Genomic DNA, 23,528 nt, shown 5'->3' on the forward strand with positions numbered 1-23,528 from the left:
GGGGAGGCGGGCTTTCCGGCTCCCCACTCGTTCTCTACAAACCCTTTGTTAACCATAAGTGGTGCAAGACTGGGCCTGTCTCGCCGTTGAGGGATAGGTCCGGTGCCGGTTGCACGCGCGTTACGATTGCCGATCACTGCCGTTGTGGCTGCGCTCGCGCTGTCGGGCTGCATGAGCACGTCCGGTCCCGTTGCGGTCGGCCCGCAGGGTGTCGATGCCGTCACCTATGGCCCGCCCTACGCACCCGCGCCGGTTGCTGACGGAGGCGGCGGCGGTGCGATCAGCGCGCTGCGCTCCGCCTTCGCCAGTGCTTCCCCTGGTTATGGCTATGCGGCGCCGGTCCCCGCCCCGGTCGTCTATGCCGCCGCGCCGGGTGGACCCGCCGGATACGACAACGCCTATCATCTCGGCCCTGGCGACAAGCTCCGCGTCGTGGTCTACGGCCAGGAAGGCCTGACCAACTCCTATGCGATCGACGCTGCCGGCGCGATCACCATGCCGCTGATCGGCTCGGTGCCGGCCCGCGGCCGCACGCCGGCTGGCCTTGCCGGCGAAATCTCGGCACGGCTGCGCAACGGCTTCATCCGCGAGCCGTCGGTGGCAGTCGAGATCGAGTCCTACCGGCCGTTCTTCATCCTCGGCGAAGTCCAGGCGCCCGGCCAGTATCCCTACGTGCCGAACATGACCGTCGAGAGCGCGGTCGCGATTGCCGGCGGCTTCTCGCCGCGCGCCCGCCGCGACAGCGTGACGTTGACCCATACGGACGCGTCCGGCTCCGGCCGCATCGTGGTGCCGCTGGGCACACCGATGAGCCCGGGCGATACTGTGTTCGTCAGCGAGCGCTGGTTCTGACCACCGCTCGTCATGGGTGGGCTCGACCCGCGAATCCATCCGGCAAGACTCTTCCGAAGGCGATAGATTGCCGGGTCAAGCCCGGCAATGACGGCGCTACTTCTTCAAATGCTTCCCGAAAAATTCCATGCTGCGCGGCCAGGCGATGTCGGCGCTGGTCTTGTCGTAGCTGGCGCGCTCGTCGCAATGGAAGCCGTGCTGCGCGCCGGGGTAGATGAAGACCTCGACCTCGGGCCGCTTCGACTTGATGGTCTCGACATCGCTCAAGGGAATGCCGGCGTCCTTCTCGCCGAAATGCAGTTGCGTCGGCACGGCCGGCTTGTCGTCGGCGAAGCGGATGATGGCGCCGCCGTAATAGCCGATCGCGGCAGAAAGCCCGGAGAGCTTGGTGGCCGCCGCATAGGCGATGCTGCCGCCAAGGCAGAAGCCGATGATGCCGACCGGTCCGGCCGATTTCACTGCGTCGATCGCCGCCTGGCTGTCGCGCAGCATCGCGGCGAAGTCCGGATTGGCGACGAACTTGCGCGCCTCGGCGACCTCGTCGGGCGAGTAGCCGCTCTGGAAGTTCGGCGTGATGCGGTCGAAGATCGAGGGCGCGACCGCGACATAGCCTTCCGTCGCCAGCCGGTCGCAAACCGAGCGGATGTGGTGATTGACGCCGAAGATCTCCTGGATCACGACGATCGCGCCCTTCGGCGCACCGGTGGGACCGGCGCGATAGGCACCGAGTTCAAATCCGTCCGAAGCCTTGAGCTTGATGTCTTGTCCCATGGTCCATCCTTGTCATGTTGGGGGTTGCATGAAGGTCTTGGTGGTTGGTTCGAACGGCTAGCGCCACATCCAGTTCTCGCCCCAGTCGGCCTTCCAGCCGGTCAGCCGGTGCTTGCGGAATTGCAGGAAGAGGCGGTCGTGGTGCGGGAACAGCCCGCTGCCGCCGATATCGCGGAAGGTGAGAAATATCTCGTTGCCGGGCCGCCCGCGGACATAGGTGAAGGGCGTGCCGAGCGCGCGCTGCGCGTCCTCGACGCCCATGCCGAACACCAGCGGCGTGTTGTTCGACAGCGTCGCTGGAAATGCGGATGCGGGTCCGCCGAACGGCGGCAGCTTCCGGGCGCTCGCCTCTGTCGCGGCCACAACTAGCAACAGGGCGACGGCGATCGTCCTCATGGTTTGATCCTTTACTCGATCCTCATTTGGCCTTGCCCGGCGCGCCGGCTTCAAGGCCATCGAGGAACGGCAGCACTGCATCGATGAAGGCCTGCGGCTGGTCGATGTTGACGGCGTGGCCGGCGTTCGGGATCACTGCCTTCTGCGCGCCCGGGATTTTCGCCGCCATGTAGTCGGATGCCGCCAGGAACGGCGTGTCGTCGGCGCCGACCACAACCAGCGACGGGACGTTGATCGCGGGCAGCGATTCGATCACCCGCGCGTCGTGCTGCGCCAGCATGCCGCGCGCGGCGAGCGCGAGGCCCTGGGCGTTGCGGTGAGTGACCGACGCGCGCTCTGCGCTCAGGGATTTCAGCACCTCGAGCCCTTCGCGATCGAAGCGATCGCCGGTCTCGCGGGCGCGCTTGTTCCAGACCTCGCGGGCATCGTCCTTCTTGAATCCCGGGCCGGTATCGATGATCAGTAGCGCGCGGACCCGCTCCGGATGGGCGCGGTGAAAGGCCAGCGACATGTAGCCGCCGAGCGACAGGCCGCCGACGATCGCCTTGTCGGCGCCGGCGGCGTCGAGTAGGGCGGCGATGTCGCCGACCGTCAGGGCTTCGCTATAGGCATCGGGATTGTCGGGGTAGTCGGACTGGCCGTGCCCGCGCATGTCCCAGAGGATGAGCTTGTGCCGCTTCGACAACGCCTCGACCTGGCCCTGCCACATGGCCGATGTCGACGAATAGCCGTGGGTGAGGATCAGGGGTGGGCCGCTGCCGTGAATCTCATAGTAGATATCGACGCCGCTACGGTTGAGCTTGGCCATTGACGGGCTCCTTCTGTTGTCGGTGTCAGGTCCGGCAGCGCTACCGACCTTGGTAGGAGTGATCGATACGGCATCAATGTTGGCATTTCAAAAGCTTCATGCCGTTGCCGCATCGCACAACCGGCAATCTCCGAAATTTATTCTTTTCGAGCAATTCCAAATTGGATTGCCTCGGGCAGGGAACCGGATCATTGTTTCGGCAACTGTCGCTTACCCGGTGGGCGCCAGCCATGACCCAAAAGTGAGTTGCCGCCGTAAGCGGCTTCCGACACCGGAAGGGGAGAGAGATGCCAAATCTCAATATCAACGGACGGAATATGTCCGTCGAGGCGGCCAATGACACGCCGCTGCTTTGGGTCATCCGCGAGCAATTGCAGATGACGGGCACCAAATTCGGTTGCGGCGCCGGTCTCTGTGGCGCCTGCACGGTTCACCTCAACGGCGAAGCGGTGCGGTCCTGCCAGACCTCGGTCGCCGACGCCGTCGGCAAGAAGATCACCACCATCGAAGGCCTTTCCGCCAAGGGCGATCATCCCTTGCAGAAGGCCTGGGTCGCCGAGCAGGTGCCGCAATGCGGCTACTGCCAGTCCGGCCAGATCATGCAGGCAGCCGCGCTGCTGTCGAAGAACACCAACCCGACGAAGGAAGAAGTGGTCGCGCATATGGACGGCAATCTCTGCCGTTGCATGACCTATTCACGAATCCAGAAGGCGATCATGCGCGCGGCGTCCGACATGCGCACCGCATCGGCCACCGGATCCGAGCGGAGGGCCACATGAACAAGCACGTGAAGAACCTCGCTCCCGAGGCGACCGATCTCAGCCGCCGCTCCTTCCTGGTCGGCACCGCTGCAACCGGTCTCGTGCTCGGCTACGCCGCGTCCGGCATCGATCAGGCGCTCGCGGCGCCCGCACCCGCCAATTTCGAGCCGAGCGTCTGGTATTCGATCGCGCCCGATGGTCTCGTCACCGTGACCTGCGGCAAGGCCGACATGGGCCAGCACGTCGCCTCGACCATGGCGCAGATCGTGGCCGAAGAGCTCGGCGCGAGCTGGAAGGACATGCGGGTCCAGCTCGCCTCCAACGATCCGAAGTTCAACGATCCCGTATTGGGCGCGCAGATCACCGGCGGCAGCTGGTCGACGATGATGAACTTCGAGGCCATGAGCCGCGCCGGCGCTGCTGGCCGCATCGCATTGACCGAGGCGGCGGCAGCCTCCATGGGCGTGCCGGCAGCCGAGCTGGTGGTGCGCGACTCCAGGATCAGCCATCCGAAGTCGAAGAAGTCGATGTCGTTTGCCGAGGTGGTGAAGAGCGGCAAGGCGACCAAGACGTTCACGGCTGACGATCTGAAGGCGATCAAGCTGAAGACGGCTGACCAGTACACCATGATCGGCGTCTCGGTGCCGCAGCTCGACATTCCGTTGAAAGTCAACGGCACGGCCAAGTACGGCATCGACGTGATGCTGCCGGGCATGGTCTACGGCGCGCTGGTCACTCCGCCGGTGCGCTACGGCGCCACCGTGAAGTCGGTCGACGACTCGGCGGCCAAGAAGGTGCCGGGCTTCATCAAGGCCGTCACCCTCGACGACAAGACCACAACCACGACCGGCTGGGTGGTCGCGGTCGCCAACACCTATGCCAACGCCAAGAAGGCGGCGGCGGCGCTGAAGATCGATTACGACGGCGGCCCGAACGCCAAACTGTCGAGCGAGTCTCTGCTCGCTGAGGCCAAGCGGCTTCAGGGGCTCGACGATTCCGGCCAGTTCTTCGTCAAGGACGGTGATCCGAAGGCGGCATTTGGTACGGCAGCCAAGGTGCTGGAGGCGGAATACACCACCAACATCAACATCCACGCGCCGATGGAGCCGATGAACGCCACCGCGGAGTTCAAGGGCGACATCCTGCACATCTATTCCGGCAACCAGTTCGCGACGCGCTCCGGTGCGATCGCGGCCGGAGCCGCCGGGATCGATCCGAAGTTCGTGGTGATGCACCAGATGTGGCTGGGCGGCGGCTTCGGCCGGCGTCTCGACGCCGACATGATGGTGCCCGCGGTGCAGGCGGCCAAGGCCACAGGCAAGCCGGTCAAGGTCATCTACACGCGCGAAAACGACATGACGATGGATTTCTCGCGTCCGCTGACCTACCAGAAAGTAAAGGCCGGCATGGACGGCGACGGCAAGATCGTCGCGATGAGCCACGACGTGGTCTCGGCCTGGCCGACCGCGCGCTGGGGCATCCCTGATTTCCTCACGCCGTCGGTCGACAAGAAAGGTCCGCTCGATTCCTTCACCGTGAACGGAGCGGACTTCTTCTACACCGTGCCCAACCACTATGTGCGGGCGATCAAGAACGAGATGGCGCACAACGCCACCCCGTCGGGTCAGCTCCGGTCGGTGGCGCCGGGCTGGACGTTCTGGGCGGTCGAAAGCATGATCGACGAGATCGCGCATGCGACCGGCAAGGACCCAGCTCTGCTTCGAGTCGAGCTGCTCGACGGCAAGGGCAAGAACGACGGCGGCGCGCAGCGTCTCCGCAACACCTTGCTCGCGGCGATGGGTCTCGCCGGCTACGGCACCAAGAAGCTGCCCAAGGGCGAAGGCATGGGCGTGGCCTGCGTGTCGTCGCAGGAGCGCGCCACGGCGAGCTGGACCGCTTGCGTCGCCCATGTCGCTGTCGCCCCGTCGGGCGAGGTGACGGTGAAGAAGCTGACGGTCGCGACCGACGTCGGTACGCAGGTCAATCCCGACGGCATCCGGGCCCAGGTCGAGGGCGCGGCGCTGTGGGGCATGTCACTGGCGCTGTTCGAGAAGGCGACGTTGAAGGACGGCGGCATCGAGCAGACCAACTTCGACAGCTACACGCCGCTTCGGATGAGCCAGCTGCCGGAAGTCGCGGTCAACGTCATCGCCAATGGCGAGAAGGCGACCGGCGTCGGCGAGCCCGCGGTGACGGTGGTGGCGCCGGCGATCGGCAACGCCGTCTTCAACGCGGTCGGTGCCCGCGTCCGCGGCCTGCCGATCACCGCGGAGGCCGTGAAGGCCGCGATGAAGGCGTAAGATAAGGGCCCTGAACGACCCGAACGATGAAGACGCCGGAGAGCGTACACTCTCCGGCGTTTTTCTTGCCCGAGGCATCGGACGGCCGGTGAAGGCATCAACAACTTTGGCGCCGCAAAATTCATGATTGGCCGGCGATGCGTCCTGCCGCGTGGATTTTCGGCCGGCCTGATTTTGCTGGCGGATTTGGCGGTCCCTCAAATTGTATCCATTGCGCTCAGCCGCCGTTCAGCATCCCCATTAAGTTGGAGGGAACGCATCGTCAGGTAGCGTCCAGTGTCGGTCGTTACCGCGACGGGGATTTCATGACAGCGTTAGCCAACAACCAGACTTCGAAGCGCCGCCTCCTGCTGGCGTCAGATCGAAGCGATCAAAGCCACGAACTGGCCAGCATCCTGCGCTCGGTGGGCGAGGTCGACACCGTTCTGACATCGGATATTCCCGAACAGCCGGCCCACGATCTCTCCGGTATCGTCGTCGACATCAACCTGCGCTCGCCCGAAGCCGTGCAGATGGTCCGCGCCAAGCTGCAGGCCGATGCCTATCGCGAGATGCCGCGGCTGTTCGTGCTGGCGGATGCGCTGCATCACGCCTCGATGCAGGCCTGGGCGCTGGGCGCCACCGACACGATCTCGCGACCGTTCGATGCGCGCGGCCTGCTGCAACGCATCCGCGCCGCGTTTCCCGATAACAGCGGCTTTGACGAGACCGATCGCGGCAAGGCGCTCAACCGCGGCGTCGAGGCCGCGCATGGCGTGATGGTCAAGATGTTCGAGCGGATGCGCGCCGGCGAGCCGCTCAAGTTCGAGGACATCGTTGCCGCCGAAAACAAGATCCTCAAGGCGATCAAGCACAATTCGCTGCGTGAATGGTTGACCACCGTCGGCTGCCATCACCAGGAGACCTACCGCCACTGCCTGTTCGTGACCGGCTTTGCAGTCGCGTTCGCGCAGCATCTCGGCATGCGCGAGGACGACCAGCGCCGGCTCGCCCGCGCCGCACTGCTGCACGATGTCGGCAAGGCGTTCGTTCCGGTCGCGCTGCTCGACAAGCCCGGTGCGCTGACGGTCGAGGAGATGGCCGAGATGCGCGAGCATCCGCGCCGCGGCTACGAGGCGCTGTCGGCGCAGGGCGGCTTCCCGCCGGAAATGCTCGACGTGATCCTGCACCATCACGAATTCCTCGACGGCACGGGCTATCCGAACGGCCTCAGCGGCAACCAGATCAGCGACATCGTCCGCGTCACCACGATCGTCGATGTCTATGCCGCGCTGGTCGAGAAACGTGCCTACCGGCTGCAGTTCACCCACGCCAAGGCGTTCTCCATGATGGAGGAGATGGGCGGGAAGCTCGACCAGCAATTGCTGCAGGCCTTCCGCCCGGTGGCGTTCGGGCATTATTGAGACCGCGCGGCTTTTGCCGTCATTGCGCCGGCCCGCCGCGCAATGACGTTTGAGGCAGGGCTTTTAGCCAATCAACGCAAGTCCGCGTCCTTGACCCCGCCTAGATTCCGGCGATCATCGGCATGACCGATTTACGCGGATGAGAACGATCATGGACACGGCAACCACCGGGGATCTCGACATCCCCGCAGACATTGCGGCAACCCTCGTCGATCCGGCCGCCTATGCCGACAACCGCATCCACGACAGCTATCGCTGGCTGCGCGCCAACAATCCGCTCGGGATCGCGCGGCCCGAGAAGTTCGATCCGTTCTGGGTGGTGACCAAGCACGCCCATATCCAGGCGATCAGCCGCCAGAACGACCTGTTCCACAACGCCGACCGGCCGACCACGCTGACGAACCGGGCGCTCGAGGAACGCGTTCGCAAGATCACCGGCGGGCCCAATCTGGTGCGCTCGCTGGTGCAGATGGACGCGCCCGACCATCCGAAATACCGCGCGCTGACGCAGGGCTGGTTCATGCCGAATAATCTCGGCAAGTTCGAGGGCCGCGTCCGCGAGATCGCGCGCGCCACGGTGCAGCGCATGCTCGAGCGGGGCGGAGCCTGCGATTTCGTCGAGGATGTCGCGCTTGGCTATCCCCTGCACGTCATCATGGAGATCCTCGGCGTGCCCGAAGCGGACGAGCCGCGCATGCTCAAGCTGACGCAGGAATTGTTCGGCCCGCAGGATCCCGACACCGCGCGCGTCCGCGACGCGCTCAGCGCCGAACAGGTCTCGGCGATGCTGCAGGCGATCATCGCCGATTTCTCGGCTTACTTCCGCAAGATCACCGAGGAGCGCCGGCAGAATCCGCGCGACGATCTCGCCACCGTCATCGCCAATGCCAAGATCGGCGGCGACTACATGCCGGAGCACGATCAGACCAGCTACTACATGATCGTCGCGACCGCAGGGCACGACACTACTTCATCCTCGACCGCGGGCGCGATCTGGGCGCTGGCCCGGGACCCCGCCGAATTCGCCAAGGTGAAGGCCAACCCGGAATTGATCCCGGGCCTGGTCGACGAGTCGATCCGCTGGATGACGCCGGTCAAGCATTTCATGCGCTCGGCCACCTCGGATACCGAGCTCGGCGGCCGCAAGATCGCCAAGGGCGACTGGCTGATGCTGTGCTACGCGTCAGGCAATCGCGACGAAGAGGTGTTCGAAGATCCCGATCGCTTCCGCAGCGACCGCAAGCCCAATCGCCATGTCGCGTTCGGGTACGGCGCGCATCTCTGCCTCGGCCAGTATCTGGCCAAGCTCGAGATGCGCATCCTGTTCGAGGAGCTGTTGCCGCGGCTGAAGTCGCTGTCGCTCGACGGCGAGGTGAAGATGACGCAGGCCTATTTCGTCAACGGCCCGAAGAAGCTGCCGATCCGGTTCGAGTTGGAATGACACGGCGGGGGCCGCATCACTCCAGCATCTTCCGCAGCTCCGCCTTGGCGACCTTCTCCAGCGTCGAGCGTGGCATCTCGTCGACGAAGCGGATTTCCCGCGGCACCTTGAAGTCGGCGAGCGCTGAGCGGCACGCGGTCATCACCTTGTCGTGCAGGTCGGCAGGCAGCGCCGCGACGCCGGTTTGCGGGATGATGAAGACGACCGGCACCTCGTCCAGCATCGGATGCTTCTTCGCCACCACGGCGGCCTCGCGGACGCCCGGCACCACCGCGATCACCTGCTCGATCTCGGACGCGGCGACATTCTCGCCGCCGACCTTCAGCATGTCCTTGGAGCGATCGCCGAACTTGATATAGCCATGCTCCAGCATCGTGACGCGGTCGCCGGTGATGAAGTAGCCGTGCTGGTCAAAGCTTTCGCGCGTCGCCTTCTCGTTGTGCAGATATTCGGCGAACAGCGACAGGCCGGGAATGCCCTTGATCAGGAGGTTGCCGGTCTCGCCGACGCCGGTCGGCGTGCCGTCGTCGTTGGTGATGCGGATCTCGTATTCCGGCGCGGCGCGGCCGATCGACATCGGCGTGTTCGGCTGATCGACCTCGCCGATGATGCCGTGGGTGATGGTCTCGGTCATGCCCCACCAGCCGATGATCTTGATGCCGAACACAGCGAATGGCGGCGGCTCGTTCACGGCGGTGCCCCAGAGCCGGAACTTGTGGTGCTTCGGGACCTCGTGCTCCAGCAGCGCCTTCATGCAGAACGGGATCGTCGAGGTCCAGGTCGAGCCGTGCTCGAGTGCCACCGGCCAGAAGCGGCTCGCCGAGAAGCGCGGCTGGATCACGCAGGTCGCCCCGACCCACAGGCTCGCCAGCATCGAATAGGCCAGCGCGTTGGTGTGGAACAGCGGCAGATAGGTCTGATGCACGTCAAAGGCGTGCAGGTCCTGATGCGCGGCGTTGATCTTGGCGCCCCACAGCGCGTTGGCATGCGTCCACAGCACCGCCTTCGGCCGCGACGTGGTGCCGGAGGTGTATTGCACGCTGCATGGTGCGAGCGGATCGGTCGGGCGGCGCGGCCGCTCCGCGCTGTCGGCAAACAACGCCTCAAAGCTGTCGCCGCGCGCGGGGGCCTGGGCCGGCGCTTGCCCCGCGTCGTGCGAGGTCACCGCGATCCAGCGCAGGCTCTTGCAGTTCGCTGATATCAGTTCGGCATAGGCCGGCTGGGTGATCGCGGCGACCGCGCCGCAATGGCCGGCAAAATATTGGATCTCGGCTGCGGCCGAGCGGGTGTTGGTGGTGACGGCGATGGCGCCGAGCTCGACACAGGCGAACCACGACATGATCGCCTCGATGCAATTGTCGAGATGGATCAGGACATAATCGCCCTGTTTGATGCGCCGCTTGGCGAGGCCCGCGGCCAGCGCGCCGACGCGCTCATGGAATTCGCCGTAGCTCCAGCGCCGCGCCGGCGCGTCGAATGGCGCCCAGATCAGGAATGGATGATCGCGGCGCATCTCGGCGCGCATCTTGAGCAGCCATGGCACGTCGAGCCCGGCAAACGGTCCGACGATGCCCGGCACCGGCTTTGAAACGCTCATATGTCCTCCCGCGCAGCCTTGCCGGCCGCCATTGGTCTTGGTTGGGAGCAGTTCTGCCATCGGTGTGCGCCGAGAGCAATTCAGGATTTGACGCGATCCGGCCAATCCGTTCCGCCGCGTGGAACGCATCGATTGCGTCGCTCATCGGGCGCGCGCATGCGCGCTCACCATCACGAACGAAAGCTACGTTGCGTCCCTCTCATACGACGAGATCTCGATCAGGCTGCCGTCGGGGTCGCGGCAATAGACCGAGCGCAGCGTGCCGCGCGCGCCCTGCTTGGCCACCGGGCCTTCCTCGATCCTGACGCCATTGGCCTTCAGATGCGCGACCACTTCGTCAGGCGTGCTCGAGGTGAGAAAGCAGAGATCGTCGCTGCCTGCCGCTTCATGATCGGCGGTAAACCAATCCACCTTGTCGGCATCGCGCGGCCGCACATTGATCTTCTGGTTGCCGAACACCAGCGAGGTGCGCGGTGTCTTGCCCTTGCCGGGGTCGAACACCTTCACCTCCATGCCGAGGATCCTGCTGTACCAGGCAACCGAGCGCACGACATCGGTGACGTTGATCACGAGATGGTCGAGCCCATTCACCTTGACGGACATGATCGATCCTTTTCGGTCCAACGCGTTGCAGCTTAGTCTTTCGTCGCGGTCAGTGTCGCACGTGTCGCACTGGTCGCATCTGACATTGTTTGTTAAAACCGCGCCGCACGCAACGCAACAGAAACGGGCAGGGCACCAAACCCTGCCGGATTGGGAGAGACTTCATGATTTCACGCCGCACTGCGCTGAGCCTGATCGGGTCGGGAATTTCGACGTTCGCGATCGGCCGCGCGTCCGCAGCCGACTATCCGGCGCGGCCGGTGCGCTGGATCGTGGGCTATCCGCCGGGCGGCGCCACCGACATCATCGCGCGCCTGATCGGGCAGCGGCTGTCGGAGAAGCTCGGCCAGCAGTTCGTGATCGAGAACAAGCCGGGCGCCGGCAACAATATCGGAACCGAGGCCGCGATCAACGCCGAGCCGGACGGCTACACCGTGCTGCTGGTCAATCCGGCGAACTACATCAACTCCTCGCTTTACGCCAATCTGAAGTTCAATTTCGTGCGCGACGTCGCGCCGGTGGCGTCCTTCAACCGCGTGCCGAACGTGATGACCGTCAACAAGGACGTGCCGGCGAAGACCGTCGCCGAATTCATCGAATATGTGAAGGCCAATCCCGGCAAGGTGAACATGGCCTCTTCCGGCAACGGCACCTCGGTGCATCTCTCCGGCGAGATGTTCATGGCGATGACCGGCTGCAAGATGCAGCACGTGCCGTATCGCGGTGCTGCGCCAGCAATCACCGACATGCTCGGCGGCCAGGTGCAGGTGATCTTCGACAATATGCCGTCGATCATCCAGCACATCCGCTCCGGTGCATTGCGCGCACTCGCTGTGACGTCAACGGAACGCTCCTCGCAACTGCCCGACGTGCCGCCGGTCGCCGACACCGTCAAGGGCTATGAGGCGAGCGCGCTGTTCGGCATGGGTGCGCCGAAGAACACGCCGAAGGAATTGATCGCCAAGCTCAACGCCGAGATCAACGCCGTGCTCGCCGAACCCGACATGAAGAAGCGTCTTGTCGAGCTCGGCGGCGATCCGCTGATCCAGACGCCGGAAGCCTTCGGCAACGACATCAAGGCCGAAACCGACAAGTGGAAGAAGGTGGTCGAGTTCGCCGGCCTCAAGGTCGAGTAGGCCTCGCAAGAGGCGCGATGCTGGATCGCGCGGGACAAATGTGGCCCGCGTGGTACAGCCGGTCCGCGGCCGAAGCCGTCGGCCTTGACGCGGAATAGAATGACGTTCAGGAACCTTATCAAAGGTGCCGCGCCTGGCTAACTGCGGCGTCCGAGGAGCCGGATCATGCGCGCATCGGGATTGGCAATGCTTGTTCTGGGAACGATGACGCTCGCAGGCGCGGCGAGTATCACGCCAGCTTCCGCCGATCCTTATGACTACCCATGGTGCGCGCAGGGCCCGAGCCTGGGTTATCCCGGCGAATGCGCTTACCGGACCTACCAGCAATGCCTCGCGAGCGTGTCCGGCCGTTATCTCTATTGCGGCGAGAATCCGCGCTTCCTGTTCAGCGAACCGCCGCCGCCACCGCGCCGCTATCAGCGTCGGCACCGGACCGTATATCCCGACTAGCGTTGCGGCATCACCGCAAGGCGGTCCGTCGCCACCGTTCCTGACGTTCGTCCCCCGGCTGGGTCCATCCTGACGCGATCGTGAAGTCGCGCGCTTGACGTTGCGCCGTTTGCGCCTATACTAAACCACATGGTTAAGTATCAGGACGAGACGCTGGACCGCACCTTTGCGGCGCTTTCCGATCCCACCCGCCGCGCGTTGCTGGCGCGGCTCGGCGAGCAGGATGGCCTGTCGGTGAGCGAGCTGGCGCAGCCATTCGCGATGTCGTTGCCGGCGATCATGAAGCATCTCGACGTGCTTACGGATGCGGGTCTCGTCGCGCGCGAAAAGACTGGCCGCACGGTGGCGTGCCGGCTCACCGCGAGGCCGATGGAGCAGGCGATGAACTGGCTCAATCGCTATGCGCAATTCTGGTCCGACAATCTCGACCGCCTTGCCGCTTTTGTGGAGGAAGACCCATGGCAAACAAGTCCGCAGTCGCAGCCGCCGCCGGCCCTGCCGCGCGTCCAAGCCTCACCCTCACGCGGCGCCTTCGTGCGCGGCCGGAAAAAGTCTACGCCGCGTGGACCGAGCCGGAAAACCTAGCGCAGTGGTTCGGGCCGGGCCAAGTCAAGCCCGGCACGACGCAGGCCGAGCTCGACGTCCGCGTCGGCGGACGCTACCGGATCAAGTTCACCGGCTCGAATGGCGAATATCACGAGGTCGGCGGCATCTATCGCGAGGTGGTGCCGAACCAGAAGCTGGTGTTCAGCTGGGCCTGGCATTCGACGCCGGAGCGCGAGTCCGAGGTGACGGTGTCGATCAAGCCCGATGACGGCGGCACGCTGCTGACCTTCCATCACGCGCAGTTCGTCGACGAGACCGCGCGCGACAACCACCAGCGCGGCTGGACCGAGTTCCTCGGCAACCTGGAACACTACGTCGACGCCTGACCCGCAAAAGGAACATCCCATGCAACAGCACAAGATCGTTTCACGCGAACAATGGATCGAGGCCCGCAAGGCGCTGATGTCCGGCGAGAAGGAGCTCACCCAGGCCCGCGAAGCGCTGAGCCGGCAGCGCCGCGAGTTGCCCTGGGTGAAGGTCGACAAGGACTATGAGTTCGACGGGCCTGGCGGCAAGATGACGCTCGGCGATCTCTTCAAGGGCAGGCCGCAGCTCGTTGTGCAGCATGTGATGTTCGCGCCGGAGTGGGACGCCGCCTGCAAGGCCTGCTCGTTCTGGGTCGACGGTTTCGAGCGCATGGTTCCGCATCTCGCCGCGCGCGACACCACGATGGTCGCGATTTCGCGGGCGCCACTGGAAAAGCTCGAATCCTTCAAGCAGCGGATGGGCTGGACCTTCGACTGGGTGTCGTCGGGAACGAACGATTTCAACTATGATTACGGTGTGTCGTTCACACAGGGGCAGATCGATGCGGGGACCGCGAAATACAATTATGGGACGACCCCGCTCTATGGGCCCGAGCTGCCCGGCATCAGCGTGTTCTACCGCGACGAAGCCGGAACCGTCTTCCATACCTACTCGACCTTCGCACGCGGCCTCGACATGATGAATGCGGCTCTACCACTATCTCGACCTGACGCCGCTTGGCCGCCACGAGGAGGGATTGCCCTATCCGATGGATTGGGTGCGGCTACGTGACCAATACCAACCGGCGCCGGTTCAGGCATCGTGCTGCCACAGCTGATCGTCATTGTGAGGAGCGCCAGCGACGAAGCAATCCATTCCTCAGCGTTTGGAAAGATGGATTGCTTCGCTGCCGCTCGCAATGGCGCGGAAGCCAAACAGCGGGAACCTCTCCATGCCTTACGTCGATGGTTTCGTCGTCGCGGTGCCGAAGAAGAAACTCAAAGCCTATGCGAAGCTGTCGAAGATGGCTGGCAAGGTCTGGCGCGAACACGGTGCGCTGGATTATCGCGAATGGGTCGCCGACGACGTCAAGCCGGGCAAGCTGACGTCGTTTCCGCAGAGCGTGAAGCTGAAGGCCGGCGAAACCGTGGTGTTCGCCTGGATCACCTACAAGTCGCGCGCCCAGCGCGACAGGATCAACGCCAAGGTGATGGCGGATCCCCGTCTGGAATCGATGGGCAAGGGTGACGTGCCGTTTGATCTCAAGCGGATGATCTATGGCGGCTTTGCCAGCCTCGTGAAGGTCTGACGGGTCGTCACTTTCGCTTCTGCGCCGTCGGGGCTTGCAGCATCGGCGGCTTGATCTCGGTGTTCAGGGCCTTGAGCACGTCGTCGAGCTGGCGGCGATTGTCCGTGGCGCGAGCAATGACCTCGCGAAGATCGTCGCCGATCGTCTTGGCCATGCTCTGCGTGTAGTGGCGGCTCGCGAGGAAATCGTCGACCTTCGCCGCGTCGAAATTGAAGGTCACATCCATCGCATCGAGCGTGCCAAGCGAGAGCACCCAACTCATCGCCGTGTAGGCGTGGTCGCCGAGGGGCCTGAGGTCGAACGAGTGAAACTCGGCATTCTCCAGGCCGGACATTCGGGTGTCGGAGACCCGCTTGGCGCCGAGCACGCCGCGCGCGCTGCGCGTTTGATAGAGGCCGCCGATGATCGACGTGACTTCGATCAGGAACGGCGAGCGCGGCTGGTCTTTCGCTGCCTCGACCGGAACCGGCCCGTTGCCGGTGTGCCGTGCGAGGTCCTCCGAGCTCATGGTATCGTCGTTCAGGATCTCGATGATGACGATCTTGCGGGTGCGTCCGGTCCGCTTCAGATAGCGCGCGAGGTCGTAGACGGTCTCCATGCCGCCGTTCTCGAAATAACCGCCGTCGATGATGCGTCCTTTCGTGGTCGCGCCGTCGTCCAGGCGTCCCGGCGGACTGACGATCGTGAAGCGCGCGGAATTGAGCACCGCGGTCGATGCGCGGATCGGCGCCGGCGCCAGCTTATAGAAATCGTAAGTGTCCTCGAACGCGTCGGTTTCGACGCGGATCGGCGCGGTGATGATCCGCTTGCCGTTCTCGACATAGGTGCCGTTGGCGAGCACGATCGGCACCCATCGGCCGTCGGCGCGCCGCAGCCGGGACTTGCTCCAGATATCCGTGAACTCGCCTGCAAATCGACCCTTCGCCGGGCATGGCGGCTGGTCGCAGGCCGCCGCGGACCGATCCCATCCGATCTCGAATGCCTCTTCCAGGGAAATGGCGCGGTCGGGAAAGACCGGCGCCGGCAGGAAGCGCTGCAACAGGTCGGTGAACAGCAGCCCGCCGATGGCGGGCGACAGATAGTCCTTGCCGAAGAAGGCCTGCACGAAATCCAGCCGGGCCTCCCTGGCGGACGCTTCGGAAGCCAGCGGTCGATCGGCGAGCCATGCCGCATAGCCGATCGCGCCGAGCGAGCCGCCTGAGACGCTGCTGATGGCGAACACATGATCGGAGAATTTGCCGTCGCTGCGTTCATCGAGTGCGCGCATCACGGTGCCGGTCCAATATGCGGCGCGCGAGGCTCCGCCGGCCGCCGCGACCAGGATCATCGGTTCGTCGGGAGCGCGACCGGCCTCCCATCGCGCCAGCGCCTGCTCGAGCGTGGGACGGGCCGACATGTCGGCCGTGACCTGAAGGCTGCGGACCAGATGATTGTCGTTGAACAGACTGAACACCACGAAGGCGATGCCGCCCAATAGGACGATCGGTATCCTCTGCTGCCGCACCAGAAAGATCACCAGGCTGGTGATCGGAATGATGCACCCGATCGCGCCATAGGCGAGGGCTGCGGGCCCCAGCGCCCATGCGAACTCGGTACGGACGCCCGAAATCCAGAGCAGCATAAAGATCGCCACCGAGACGGTAACCGTCGCGGCGATGAAGGCCCAGTCGCCACGCTCAAGCGGGATCGCGGCGAACGGCCGCACGCCCGGCTGCGCACCGAACCGCTTCGTGCGGTAGACGAAGAAGGCCAGCAGGAGCCCGGCAGCTATCGCGAAGATGGTCATGCCGACCCAGGCATCCTGGAAACCGTGCCGCGCGCTCAACGGCATCGCGACGATCGCGCCGAGCAGGGGTGCAATCCCGAAGCCCCGGCGGAGATAGCGAAACCAGAGCGGTTGCTGCTGTGCCTGCCGGGTCTTGTAGAGAAGGTTCGACCAATACCATGCGTTGACGCCGGACCACACGCAGGCCGCCAGGAACGCAGCCCATCGGCCAATGGCCGGCCACGCATCCTTCGGGATGGTCCAGCTGCTCATCGTGGCGTTGGCGCTGTCGACCAGCGCCCGGACGACGTCGCGGCCCTGATCCAGATACAGCAGCGCGACGCCGCCGATGGCGAGGCAGATGACGATGACGCGGAGATCTTCGACCGTGCGATACAGCCGTCGCAGACGTCGAAAGAAACTGCCGATGCGATTGAGGAACTTGGTGAAGTTCATGAAAACTCCCGGCAGAAATGCGTGCGGGCCGGCCACGGCGTGATCCGGTCACAGAAATGGGTCGCTGCGCTGAAATTGTGCCGTATGGTATCGCAACCGAAGCGTGAATGGCAATCTGTTGTTTACCGTGTTTGAACCGCGTCGCGGCCGCGGTTCCGGCCGACGGCAATCGCGCTTGCGTTTACTTGGCGATCCCGTATACTTTGCATTACAAAGTACGGGCGAATCATGCGCGATCTCGACAAGGCGTTGGCCGATATTCTCGCGATCCGCAGCCAGATTGCGGCGGGGACCGCGTTCCGTGGCTACGGTCCGGCGACCGTCGCCGCCACCAGCGGCATCGCGCTGGTCACGGCGCTTGCCCAGTATATCTGGCTCGACAATCCCACCGCGCATCCGATCGTGTTCCTTGCCGGCTGGGCCGCGGCCGCGCTGCTGTCCGCCATGCTGATCTGGATCGAGATGCAGGCGCGCTCGCGCCGGCATCATTCGGGCCTCGCGGACGCGATGGTGCAGCAGGCGATCGAGCAGTTCGTTCCCGCGGCGATTGCCGGCGTGCTGCTCGCGATCCTGCAATGGAAATTCGCGCCCGAGACGCTGTGGATGCTGCCCGGGCTGTGGCAGGTGCTGGTCAGCCTCGGCGTGTTCGCCTCGGTCCGCCTGCTGCCGCGCACGATCGCGCTCGGCGGCGCCTGGTATTTCCTGTGCGGCTTCACGGTGCTGCTGATCGCAAGCCAGAGTCACGCATTGTCACCCTGGACCATGGGACTGCCCTTCGCGATCGGTCAGTTGCTGCTCGCGGCACTGTTGTATTTCGCTTCCGGAGGCAATGATGTCGAAGACTGACGTGACCACCGCGCCATTCGCCTATGATGGCCTCGACCGCGTCATCCACGAGAAGGCGCGGCTCGGACTGCTGACCTCGCTGATGGCGCATCCGAAGGGGCTCGCCTTTGCCGATCTCAAGCAGCTCTGCGGCCTGACCGACGGCAATCTCAGCCGGCATCTGCAGGTGCTGCAGGAGGCCGGCCTCGTCGACGTCATCAAGGGCTATGAAGGCAATCGCCCGCACACCACCTGCCGTCTGACCAAGAGCGGCCGGCGTCGCTTCCTCGATTATCTCGCCGTGCTCGAGCAGCTTGTGCGCGACGCGGCCAAGGCCGCCGGGACGGCTCAGAAGGCCGCCGGCGCGGCCCAGAAGGCTGCCGGCAAGGACGAAGGCCCATCTGGGCGTCTCGGTGTCCAGCCGGTTTGAACATGCCATTTTTTGTCCGGAGACTTTGTGATGCAAAGTAACGTCGCGCTCAAGCCGGAAGCCGTCACGCGGCTTCACGTCGGCATCATCATGGACGGCAACGGCCGCTGGGCGACGCGGCGCGGGCTGTCGCGCCTGCGCGGGCATGAGGCGGGCGTCGAGGCGATCCGCCGCATCGTCGAGGCGGCGCCGGACCAGGGCGTCGGCACGCTAACGCTCTACGCGTTCTCGAGCGACAATTGGCGCCGTCCGAAGGCTGAAGTAACCGCGCTGATGGCGCTCTTGCGGTTCTATCTCGCCAACGAGATCGCAGCGCTCGTGCGCAACGGCGTCCGCCTCACCGTGATCGGCCGCCGCGACCGGCTGCCCGACGGCATCGCCGCCGCCATCGCGCGCGCCGAGGCCGAGACCGCCGGCGGCACCACGTTGCATCTGCGCATCGCGATCGACTATTCGGCGCGCGACGCCATCCTGAACGCGGCGGCGCGCGCGGCCGGCGCCGGCGAGCTCAGCCGCGAGACCTTCGCCGATCTCATCACTGGCGAAGCGGGCCTCCGCGACGTCGATCTGATCATCCGCACCTCGGGCGAAAAGCGACTGTCGGACTTCCTGCTCTGGGAAGGCGCCTATGCCGAGTTGCACTTCACCGAGCGGATGTGGCCCGAATTCGACGCCGACGATCTCGCCGACGCGCTCGCCTCCTTCCATCGCCGCGAGCGCCGCTTCGGCGGGCTGACTGCAATTGCGCCGGCGCAGGTGCGGAACCTCTAGAACATGATCTGGAAAAGTGTGAAGCAGTTTTCCGAAAGGATCATGCTCGAATAGGAAGGGTTGCGCTAGCGATTCCAAAAGCCCGGCCGGGGGGTTGGGCTCTCCATCACAACATGCGGGGACGACCGATCACGCCAACCAAAAGCGGGAGCGATCATCCATGCGTATTCTTCTCATCAACGTGCCGCATCCGGCAATCGGCAGCCGGATTCCCGACGACCATCTGCCGCCGCTCGGCCTGCTGTCGATCGGCGGTCCGCTGATCGACGACGGCCACCAGGTTCGTCTGCTCGATGCCGAGTTCGGACCGATGCCGCTCACGGCAATCGTGGCCGAAGCTTCGCGATTTTCGCCGGATGCCGTGTTGTTCGGCCATTCCGGCTCGACCTCGGGCCATCCCGTCATCACCGAGGTGGCGCAGGCGATCGTCAAGGCCGCGCCGAATGTGCGGATCGTCTATGGCGGCGTATTCCCGACCTATCACTGGCGCGACATCCTGCGCGAGGAGCGCTACGTGACCGCGATCGTGCGCGGGGAGGGCGAGGAGACCGCGCGACGCCTGATGCGGGCGCTGGAGACCGGCGACGATCTTCGCATCATCAACGGCATCGCGTTCCGCGACGATTATGGCCCCCGCGTCACGCCGCCGACGCCTGTGATCCGCGATCTCGACGCCTATCGCGTCGGCTGGGAGTTGATCGATCATGCGCGCTACAGCTACTGGGGCGGCCTGCGCGCCGTCGTCGTGCAGTTCTCGCGCGGCTGTCCGCATCTCTGCAATTACTGCGGCCAGCGCGGCTTCTGGACGAGATGGCGTCATCGCGATCCCGTGCGTTTCGCCAGGGAGCTGGCGCGGCTGCACCGCGAGCACGGCGTCAAGGTGATCAATTTCGCCGACGAGAATCCGACCGTCTCGAAGAAGGCCTGGCGGACCTTTCTCGAAGCCCTGATCGCGGAGAATGTCGATCTGATCCTGGTCGGCTCGACCCGCGCCGACGATATCGTCCGCGATGCCGACATCCTGCATCTCTACAAGAAGGCGGGCTGGCAACGCTTCCTGCTCGGCATGGAGAACACCGACGAGAAGACGCTGGAGCTGATCCGCAAGGGCGCAACTACCACGACCGACCGCGAGGCAATCCGCCTGATGCGCCGGCACGGCATCCTGTCGATGGCGACCTGGGTGGTCGGCTTCGAGGAGGAGACCGATCGCGATCATTGGCGTGGCTTGCGGCAGTTGTTGTCGTACGATCCCGATCAGATCCAGATGCTCTACGTCACGCCGCATCGTTGGACACCCTATTTCCGTCTAGCGGCAGAGCGGCGCGTCATCCAGACCGATCGCAGGCGCTGGGACTACAAGCACCAGGTGCTCGCGACCCGCCATATGGCGCCGTGGCGCGTGCTGCTCTGGTTCAAGTTCACCGAGATGGTGCTGCAATGCCGCCCGAAGGCGTTGCTTCGCGTGCTGCTTCATCGCGACGCCGGGCTTCGTCATGCGATGCGCTGGTACACACAGATGGGGCGTCGCGTCTGGCCGCACGAAATTCTCGGATTCCTGCGCGACAGGAGATTGAAGCACGGACCGACAGTGCAGGAATTTTGGGGCGCGCCGCAGGATAGTGAAGAGGAAGCGATGTCGTCGCACCGGCCCGAGCGTCGCGTCGGTACATCACGCGCGGCGTAGGTTCATACAGTCACGCCGTCTTCTGGATAACTGGCGCTGATGACTGGACGTTGGAGTCATCAGCGCGATAATTTCCAGATCGGCTGCGCAGAACAAAAAGAACCGTGGCGGTCGAGGCGTCGAGTTGAGCATACAGGTTGCGATTCTAAAAATATTGGCCAGTCACGTCAGCGGCAGAGCCACACTCGATTCGCTCAAGCGCGACCTCGCCATTCTCTCGTCGAGCGGCGACGATTGGCATGTGCGGGTCAAGCGTCTGGCGTCGCGGATTCCCGATCTGGACATCTTCAGCAATGGTTACGTGCTGCGTGACGTTGAAGGCTGGGAGATCACACCGGCCGGCCGAGAATTCCTGCGCGCGCTGGAAGCCGTCACACAGGACAATCTGCCGCCCGCGCCATCGGAAGAGATCGCGATCCGCGCAGAGGGCGCACTGATCGTGATCGGTCGCCGTTTCAGGAACAGGGCGCGCGCGCGGCGTCACGCCGAGCGTGGCGCGCCGGCGCGCCGCCGCCCGGTCCGCGAGCCGCGTTGAACCTCGCAGCGTCGCGCGCGACCTACCTTCGGGACGTGGCTCTGGAGGTCGCAAATGACTGCTTTGGCTCAATCGATTGCACGCGCGTTTTCGGCCGGTTCGCTTCGGAGCCTGATCGCCCGGCACGTTCTATTGTTCGCCCTTGCGGTGTTGTTCGTCGCGGTGCTCAGAGCGAGCTACGGCCTCGATCTGAGTCCGGGCCTCTTCTGATTTTTCCGGCTTCAAGTCATATTGGGTTAACCGGACCGGGATAGTTAAGCGCACGCTTTCCTCGCATCTCGAACCCCGGGCCGATCTTCCATGGATAAGCCGATGCGCTGCCAGTGCGGCAGGACGCGAACCATTGTGCTCGACAAGCATTTCCGCACCGCGCTGCTATGCCCCAAATGCGATGAGACCCAGCTGGCCGCGCCGGCCAGGCCGGAGCAACGGGTGCTGACCGCACAATAGCGCGGTCGTTTTCGGCGCCGAAACCCGCTAGGTTCCGTCTGACGAAACGGTCCAAAGCGAAACCCGATGCCGAACCCTTCCGAGACTACCGCTGTCACCCTTGCCGACGTGCGCCGTGCCGCCGAAATCATCCGGGGCTCGGTCATGGTCACGGCGTGCAACGAGAGCCGCACGCTGGGGGAGATCTGCGGCTGCCGCCTGTTCCTCAAATTCGAGAACCTGCAATTCACCGCGACCTTCAAGGAGCGCGGCGCGCTGAATCGCCTGCAGGCGCTGTCCCCCGAAGAGCGCAAGCGCGGGGTGATCGCGATGTCGGCCGGCAATCATGCCCAGGGCGTGGCCTATCATGCGAAGCGGCTCGGCATTCCCGCCGCCATCGTGATGCCGATCGGGACCCCGATGGTGAAGATCGAGAACACCAGGCGGCATAGCGCCGAGGTCATCATCACCGGGCAGACCCTGGAAGAATGTTTTGCGTTCGTCGGCACGCATGCCGCAGAGCGCGGCCTGATCCTGATCCACCCCTATGACGATCCGCTGATCATTGCCGGCCAGGGCACGATCGGGCTCGAAATGCTCGAGGCGGTGCCGGAGCTCGACATTTTGGTGGTGCCGATCGGCGGCGGCGGGCTGATCTCGGGCATCGCCACGGCCGCGAAGGCGCTGAAGCCGTCGGTGCAGGTCGTCGGCGTGCAGGCCCAGCTCTATCCGTCGATGTACAATGCCGTCAAAGGCGAGCAGCTGCCGATGCGTGGCGACACGCTTGCCGAGGGCATCGCGGTCAAGGCGCCCGGGCGGATCACCACGAAAATCGTGCGCGAGCTCGTCGACGACATCGTGCTGGTCAGCGAGGACCAGATCGAGCGCGCGGTGGCGACCCTGATCTCGATCGAGAAGACGGTGGTCGAGGGCGCCGGCGCCGCCGGCCTCGCGGCGGTGCTCGCGGCACCCGCGCGCTTTGCCGGCCGCAATGTCGGCCTGGTGCTGACCGGCGGCAATATCGATACCAGGCTGATCGCCTCGGTCCTGACCCGCGAGCTCGCGCGCGAGGGACGGCTGACGCAGCTCGCGCTCGACATCGTTGATCGGCCCGGGCAGCTTGCGGCGGTGTCGATCCTGCTTGCGGATGCCGGCGCCAACATCATCGAGGTCTCGCATCAGCGCACCTTCTCCGATCTGCCGGCGAAGGCGACGCTGCTCGAGCTCGTGATCGAAACCCGCGACCGCGCCCATCTGGAGGACGTGCTGACGAAGCTCGGCGCGGCGGGATTCGCCGTGCGGGAGACCTAGCAACGCAATCCGCGCGAGCCAGAACGCTTGAACCGTCATCCTTCGAGGTTCGCCCAGCGGCGCAATTGCGCCGCAAGGCTCGCACCTTAGGATGACGGTACTTAGCCTGGCGATCTAAGGTTCACCGTCGCCCGCCGCGAGCTCGGCAAGCTTGGCGATCGTGTTGATGTTGCGTGCGGTGCCCCTGGCGGCGGCGGGGATCTTCAGCTTGGAACGGCCCATGCCGCTGCCATAGGCGACATAGATCTCACGCTTGCCGAGCCGCACCTCTTCGTCCTGCTGGCCCTTGATGGCCTTCAGGGCGTCCTTGGGCGGTGGCTCGTCGAGGAAGATCGCGACTGTAAAGTTCGGCGGCTGCTTCGGAAACGGATTGGCCGTCAGCACCGCGGCGATCTCGTCCGCGCTCCTGATGGCAACGCCGACCGGCTTGCCGGCATAGGCCTGCAGCCGCTTCTCCAGCGCGGCCTTGACCCTCGCTGCGCCGAGCTTCGAGGAGAATACGACATTGCCGCTGGCGATATAGGTCTGCACGTCGGCGAATCCCTCCGCGACGCACATCGCCTTCAGCTCGGTCATCGGCAGCTTGCCGGTGCCGCCGACATTGACCGCGCGCAGCAGGGCAACGTAACGCGGCATCACG

Annotated in this window: 22 protein-coding genes and 2 pseudogenes; 17 read left to right on the forward strand and 7 right to left on the reverse strand. The window is 64.7% G+C overall.

Going from position 1 to position 23,528, the window contains the following annotated elements; all coding sequences use genetic code 11:
* Positions 1 to 102 precede the first annotated feature (102 nt).
* Positions 103 to 852: a polysaccharide biosynthesis/export family protein gene (locus ACVILL_RS13875; protein ID WP_456729549.1), complete on the forward strand. Its 750-nt coding sequence runs from the start codon at positions 103 to 105 to the stop codon at positions 850 to 852.
* Positions 853 to 948: 96 nt separating this feature from the next.
* Here the strand turns inward: ACVILL_RS13875 and ACVILL_RS13880 are convergent, their stop codons facing one another.
* Genes ACVILL_RS13880 through ACVILL_RS13890 form a run of 3 tightly spaced genes read right to left on the reverse strand, consistent with a single transcriptional unit; the run spans position 949 to position 2,827 of the window.
* Positions 949 to 1,623, reverse strand: a complete 675-nt coding sequence (locus tag ACVILL_RS13880) for a dienelactone hydrolase family protein (RefSeq protein ID WP_456729550.1) — start codon at positions 1,621 to 1,623, stop codon at positions 949 to 951.
* Between the two features lie 57 nt (positions 1,624 to 1,680).
* Positions 1,681 to 2,019 (reverse strand): hypothetical protein, encoded by a 339-nt coding sequence (locus ACVILL_RS13885; protein ID WP_456729551.1) that lies wholly within the window; start codon positions 2,017 to 2,019, stop codon positions 1,681 to 1,683.
* 22 nt (positions 2,020 to 2,041) lie between these two features.
* Positions 2,042 to 2,827 (reverse strand): alpha/beta fold hydrolase, encoded by a 786-nt coding sequence (locus ACVILL_RS13890; RefSeq protein WP_456729552.1) that lies wholly within the window; start codon positions 2,825 to 2,827, stop codon positions 2,042 to 2,044.
* A 287-nt stretch (positions 2,828 to 3,114) separates the two neighbouring features.
* On the opposite strand from ACVILL_RS13890, the gene ACVILL_RS13895 reads away from it, so the two are divergent.
* From ACVILL_RS13895 to ACVILL_RS13910, 4 genes are all read left to right on the forward strand, one after another.
* The gene (locus ACVILL_RS13895; RefSeq protein ID WP_106321534.1) at positions 3,115 to 3,606 is read left to right on the forward strand and encodes a (2Fe-2S)-binding protein; all 492 of its coding nucleotides are present in this window, start codon (positions 3,115 to 3,117) and stop codon (positions 3,604 to 3,606) included.
* A complete protein-coding gene (locus ACVILL_RS13900) occupies positions 3,603 to 5,888 on the forward strand; it encodes a molybdopterin cofactor-binding domain-containing protein (RefSeq protein WP_456729553.1) in 2,286 nt (761 codons plus the stop codon). The genes ACVILL_RS13895 and ACVILL_RS13900 overlap by 4 nt, the downstream gene beginning before the upstream one ends.
* 305 nt (positions 5,889 to 6,193) lie before the next feature.
* The gene (locus ACVILL_RS13905; RefSeq protein ID WP_456729554.1) at positions 6,194 to 7,291 is read left to right on the forward strand and encodes an HD-GYP domain-containing protein; all 1,098 of its coding nucleotides are present in this window, start codon (positions 6,194 to 6,196) and stop codon (positions 7,289 to 7,291) included.
* A 151-nt stretch (positions 7,292 to 7,442) separates the two neighbouring features.
* Positions 7,443 to 8,732 carry a cytochrome P450 gene (locus ACVILL_RS13910; protein WP_456729555.1) on the forward strand — a complete coding sequence of 430 codons (1,290 nt, stop codon included), beginning with the start codon at positions 7,443 to 7,445 and terminating at the stop codon, positions 8,730 to 8,732.
* 16 nt (positions 8,733 to 8,748) lie between these two features.
* Here the strand turns inward: ACVILL_RS13910 and ACVILL_RS13915 are convergent, their stop codons facing one another.
* Both ACVILL_RS13915 and ACVILL_RS13920 read right to left on the reverse strand, forming a co-directional pair.
* A complete protein-coding gene (locus ACVILL_RS13915) occupies positions 8,749 to 10,329 on the reverse strand; it encodes an AMP-binding protein (RefSeq protein WP_456729556.1) in 1,581 nt (526 codons plus the stop codon).
* A gap of 183 nt (positions 10,330 to 10,512) precedes the next feature.
* The gene (locus ACVILL_RS13920) at positions 10,513 to 10,932 is read right to left on the reverse strand and encodes a VOC family protein (protein ID WP_456729557.1); all 420 of its coding nucleotides are present in this window, start codon (positions 10,930 to 10,932) and stop codon (positions 10,513 to 10,515) included.
* A gap of 164 nt (positions 10,933 to 11,096) precedes the next feature.
* Between ACVILL_RS13920 and ACVILL_RS13925 the strand changes: the two genes are divergently transcribed.
* The 6 genes and pseudogenes from ACVILL_RS13925 (at position 11,097) to ACVILL_RS13950 (ending at position 14,679) form a co-directional block, all read left to right on the forward strand.
* On the forward strand, positions 11,097 to 12,068 hold the full coding sequence (locus ACVILL_RS13925) for a Bug family tripartite tricarboxylate transporter substrate binding protein (protein WP_456729558.1): 972 nt from the start codon (positions 11,097 to 11,099) through the stop codon (positions 12,066 to 12,068).
* A 165-nt stretch (positions 12,069 to 12,233) separates the two neighbouring features.
* Complete coding sequence (locus ACVILL_RS13930; RefSeq protein WP_028335563.1) at positions 12,234 to 12,518, forward strand: DUF3551 domain-containing protein; 285 nt, start codon at positions 12,234 to 12,236, stop codon at positions 12,516 to 12,518.
* Positions 12,519 to 12,647: 129 nt separating this feature from the next.
* Complete coding sequence (locus ACVILL_RS13935) at positions 12,648 to 13,103, forward strand: ArsR/SmtB family transcription factor (RefSeq protein WP_456729559.1); 456 nt, start codon at positions 12,648 to 12,650, stop codon at positions 13,101 to 13,103.
* Positions 13,088 to 13,450: pseudogene (locus tag ACVILL_RS13940) on the forward strand (SRPBCC family protein); the annotation flags it as partial. The gene ACVILL_RS13935 and the pseudogene ACVILL_RS13940, both read left to right, overlap by 16 nt.
* A 19-nt stretch (positions 13,451 to 13,469) precedes the next feature.
* A pseudogene (locus ACVILL_RS13945) lies at positions 13,470 to 14,208 on the forward strand (DUF899 domain-containing protein).
* 114 nt (positions 14,209 to 14,322) lie between these two features.
* The gene (locus ACVILL_RS13950) at positions 14,323 to 14,679 is read left to right on the forward strand and encodes a DUF1428 domain-containing protein (protein WP_456729560.1); all 357 of its coding nucleotides are present in this window, start codon (positions 14,323 to 14,325) and stop codon (positions 14,677 to 14,679) included.
* A gap of 7 nt (positions 14,680 to 14,686) precedes the next feature.
* Here ACVILL_RS13950 and ACVILL_RS13955 read toward each other — a convergent pair whose 3' ends face one another.
* Complete coding sequence (locus tag ACVILL_RS13955) at positions 14,687 to 16,900, reverse strand: patatin-like phospholipase family protein (protein ID WP_456729561.1); 2,214 nt, start codon at positions 16,898 to 16,900, stop codon at positions 14,687 to 14,689.
* A gap of 228 nt (positions 16,901 to 17,128) precedes the next feature.
* Between ACVILL_RS13955 and ACVILL_RS13960 the strand changes: the two genes are divergently transcribed.
* The 6 genes from ACVILL_RS13960 (at position 17,129) to ACVILL_RS13985 (ending at position 22,888) form a co-directional block, all read left to right on the forward strand.
* A complete protein-coding gene (locus ACVILL_RS13960) occupies positions 17,129 to 17,746 on the forward strand; it encodes a hypothetical protein (protein ID WP_456729562.1) in 618 nt (205 codons plus the stop codon).
* A complete protein-coding gene (locus ACVILL_RS13965; RefSeq protein WP_456729563.1) occupies positions 17,733 to 18,155 on the forward strand; it encodes a transcriptional regulator in 423 nt (140 codons plus the stop codon). Before ACVILL_RS13960 ends, ACVILL_RS13965 begins: the two co-directional genes overlap by 14 nt.
* A gap of 30 nt (positions 18,156 to 18,185) precedes the next feature.
* The gene (locus ACVILL_RS13970) at positions 18,186 to 18,926 is read left to right on the forward strand and encodes a di-trans,poly-cis-decaprenylcistransferase (protein ID WP_456729564.1); all 741 of its coding nucleotides are present in this window, start codon (positions 18,186 to 18,188) and stop codon (positions 18,924 to 18,926) included.
* A gap of 160 nt (positions 18,927 to 19,086) precedes the next feature.
* Complete coding sequence (gene bchE / locus ACVILL_RS13975; RefSeq protein ID WP_456729565.1) at positions 19,087 to 20,613, forward strand: magnesium-protoporphyrin IX monomethyl ester anaerobic oxidative cyclase; 1,527 nt, start codon at positions 19,087 to 19,089, stop codon at positions 20,611 to 20,613.
* A 124-nt stretch (positions 20,614 to 20,737) separates the two neighbouring features.
* On the forward strand, positions 20,738 to 21,148 hold the full coding sequence (locus ACVILL_RS13980) for an aminoacyl-tRNA deacylase (protein WP_456729566.1): 411 nt from the start codon (positions 20,738 to 20,740) through the stop codon (positions 21,146 to 21,148).
* 516 nt (positions 21,149 to 21,664) lie between these two features.
* Positions 21,665 to 22,888, forward strand: a complete 1,224-nt coding sequence (locus tag ACVILL_RS13985; RefSeq protein ID WP_456729567.1) for a threonine ammonia-lyase — start codon at positions 21,665 to 21,667, stop codon at positions 22,886 to 22,888.
* Between the two features lie 114 nt (positions 22,889 to 23,002).
* Here ACVILL_RS13985 and ACVILL_RS13990 read toward each other — a convergent pair whose 3' ends face one another.
* Complete coding sequence (locus ACVILL_RS13990; protein ID WP_456729568.1) at positions 23,003 to 23,524, reverse strand: DUF1697 domain-containing protein; 522 nt, start codon at positions 23,522 to 23,524, stop codon at positions 23,003 to 23,005.
* Positions 23,525 to 23,528: the final 4 nt, after the last annotated feature.

It is taken from the genome of Bradyrhizobium sp. USDA 3364, assembly GCF_054056355.1.

Excerpts from the sequence above, each read along its gene's own strand:
- ACVILL_RS13880 (WP_456729550.1), bottom strand. The coding sequence starts at position 1,623 with ATGGGACAAGACATCAAGCTCAAGGCTTCGGACGGATTTGAACTCGGT.
- ACVILL_RS13885 (WP_456729551.1), bottom strand. The coding sequence starts at position 2,019 with ATGAGGACGATCGCCGTCGCCCTGTTGCTAGTTGTGGCCGCGACAGAG.
- ACVILL_RS13890 (WP_456729552.1), bottom strand. The coding sequence starts at position 2,827 with ATGGCCAAGCTCAACCGTAGCGGCGTCGATATCTACTATGAGATTCAC.
- ACVILL_RS13895 (WP_106321534.1), top strand. The coding sequence starts at position 3,115 with ATGCCAAATCTCAATATCAACGGACGGAATATGTCCGTCGAGGCGGCC.
- ACVILL_RS13900 (WP_456729553.1), top strand. The coding sequence starts at position 3,603 with ATGAACAAGCACGTGAAGAACCTCGCTCCCGAGGCGACCGATCTCAGC.
- ACVILL_RS13905 (WP_456729554.1), top strand. The coding sequence starts at position 6,194 with ATGACAGCGTTAGCCAACAACCAGACTTCGAAGCGCCGCCTCCTGCTG.
- ACVILL_RS13910 (WP_456729555.1), top strand. The coding sequence starts at position 7,443 with ATGGACACGGCAACCACCGGGGATCTCGACATCCCCGCAGACATTGCG.
- ACVILL_RS13915 (WP_456729556.1), bottom strand. The coding sequence starts at position 10,329 with ATGAGCGTTTCAAAGCCGGTGCCGGGCATCGTCGGACCGTTTGCCGGG.
- ACVILL_RS13920 (WP_456729557.1), bottom strand. The coding sequence starts at position 10,932 with ATGTCCGTCAAGGTGAATGGGCTCGACCATCTCGTGATCAACGTCACC.
- ACVILL_RS13925 (WP_456729558.1), top strand. The coding sequence starts at position 11,097 with ATGATTTCACGCCGCACTGCGCTGAGCCTGATCGGGTCGGGAATTTCG.
- ACVILL_RS13930 (WP_028335563.1), top strand. The coding sequence starts at position 12,234 with ATGCGCGCATCGGGATTGGCAATGCTTGTTCTGGGAACGATGACGCTC.
- ACVILL_RS13935 (WP_456729559.1), top strand. The coding sequence starts at position 12,648 with ATGGTTAAGTATCAGGACGAGACGCTGGACCGCACCTTTGCGGCGCTT.
- ACVILL_RS13950 (WP_456729560.1), top strand. The coding sequence starts at position 14,323 with ATGCCTTACGTCGATGGTTTCGTCGTCGCGGTGCCGAAGAAGAAACTC.
- ACVILL_RS13955 (WP_456729561.1), bottom strand. The coding sequence starts at position 16,900 with ATGAACTTCACCAAGTTCCTCAATCGCATCGGCAGTTTCTTTCGACGT.
- ACVILL_RS13960 (WP_456729562.1), top strand. The coding sequence starts at position 17,129 with ATGCGCGATCTCGACAAGGCGTTGGCCGATATTCTCGCGATCCGCAGC.
- ACVILL_RS13965 (WP_456729563.1), top strand. The coding sequence starts at position 17,733 with ATGTCGAAGACTGACGTGACCACCGCGCCATTCGCCTATGATGGCCTC.
- ACVILL_RS13970 (WP_456729564.1), top strand. The coding sequence starts at position 18,186 with ATGCAAAGTAACGTCGCGCTCAAGCCGGAAGCCGTCACGCGGCTTCAC.
- bchE (WP_456729565.1), top strand. The coding sequence starts at position 19,087 with ATGCGTATTCTTCTCATCAACGTGCCGCATCCGGCAATCGGCAGCCGG.
- ACVILL_RS13985 (WP_456729567.1), top strand. The coding sequence starts at position 21,665 with ATGCCGAACCCTTCCGAGACTACCGCTGTCACCCTTGCCGACGTGCGC.
- ACVILL_RS13990 (WP_456729568.1), bottom strand. The coding sequence starts at position 23,524 with ATGCCGCGTTACGTTGCCCTGCTGCGCGCGGTCAATGTCGGCGGCACC.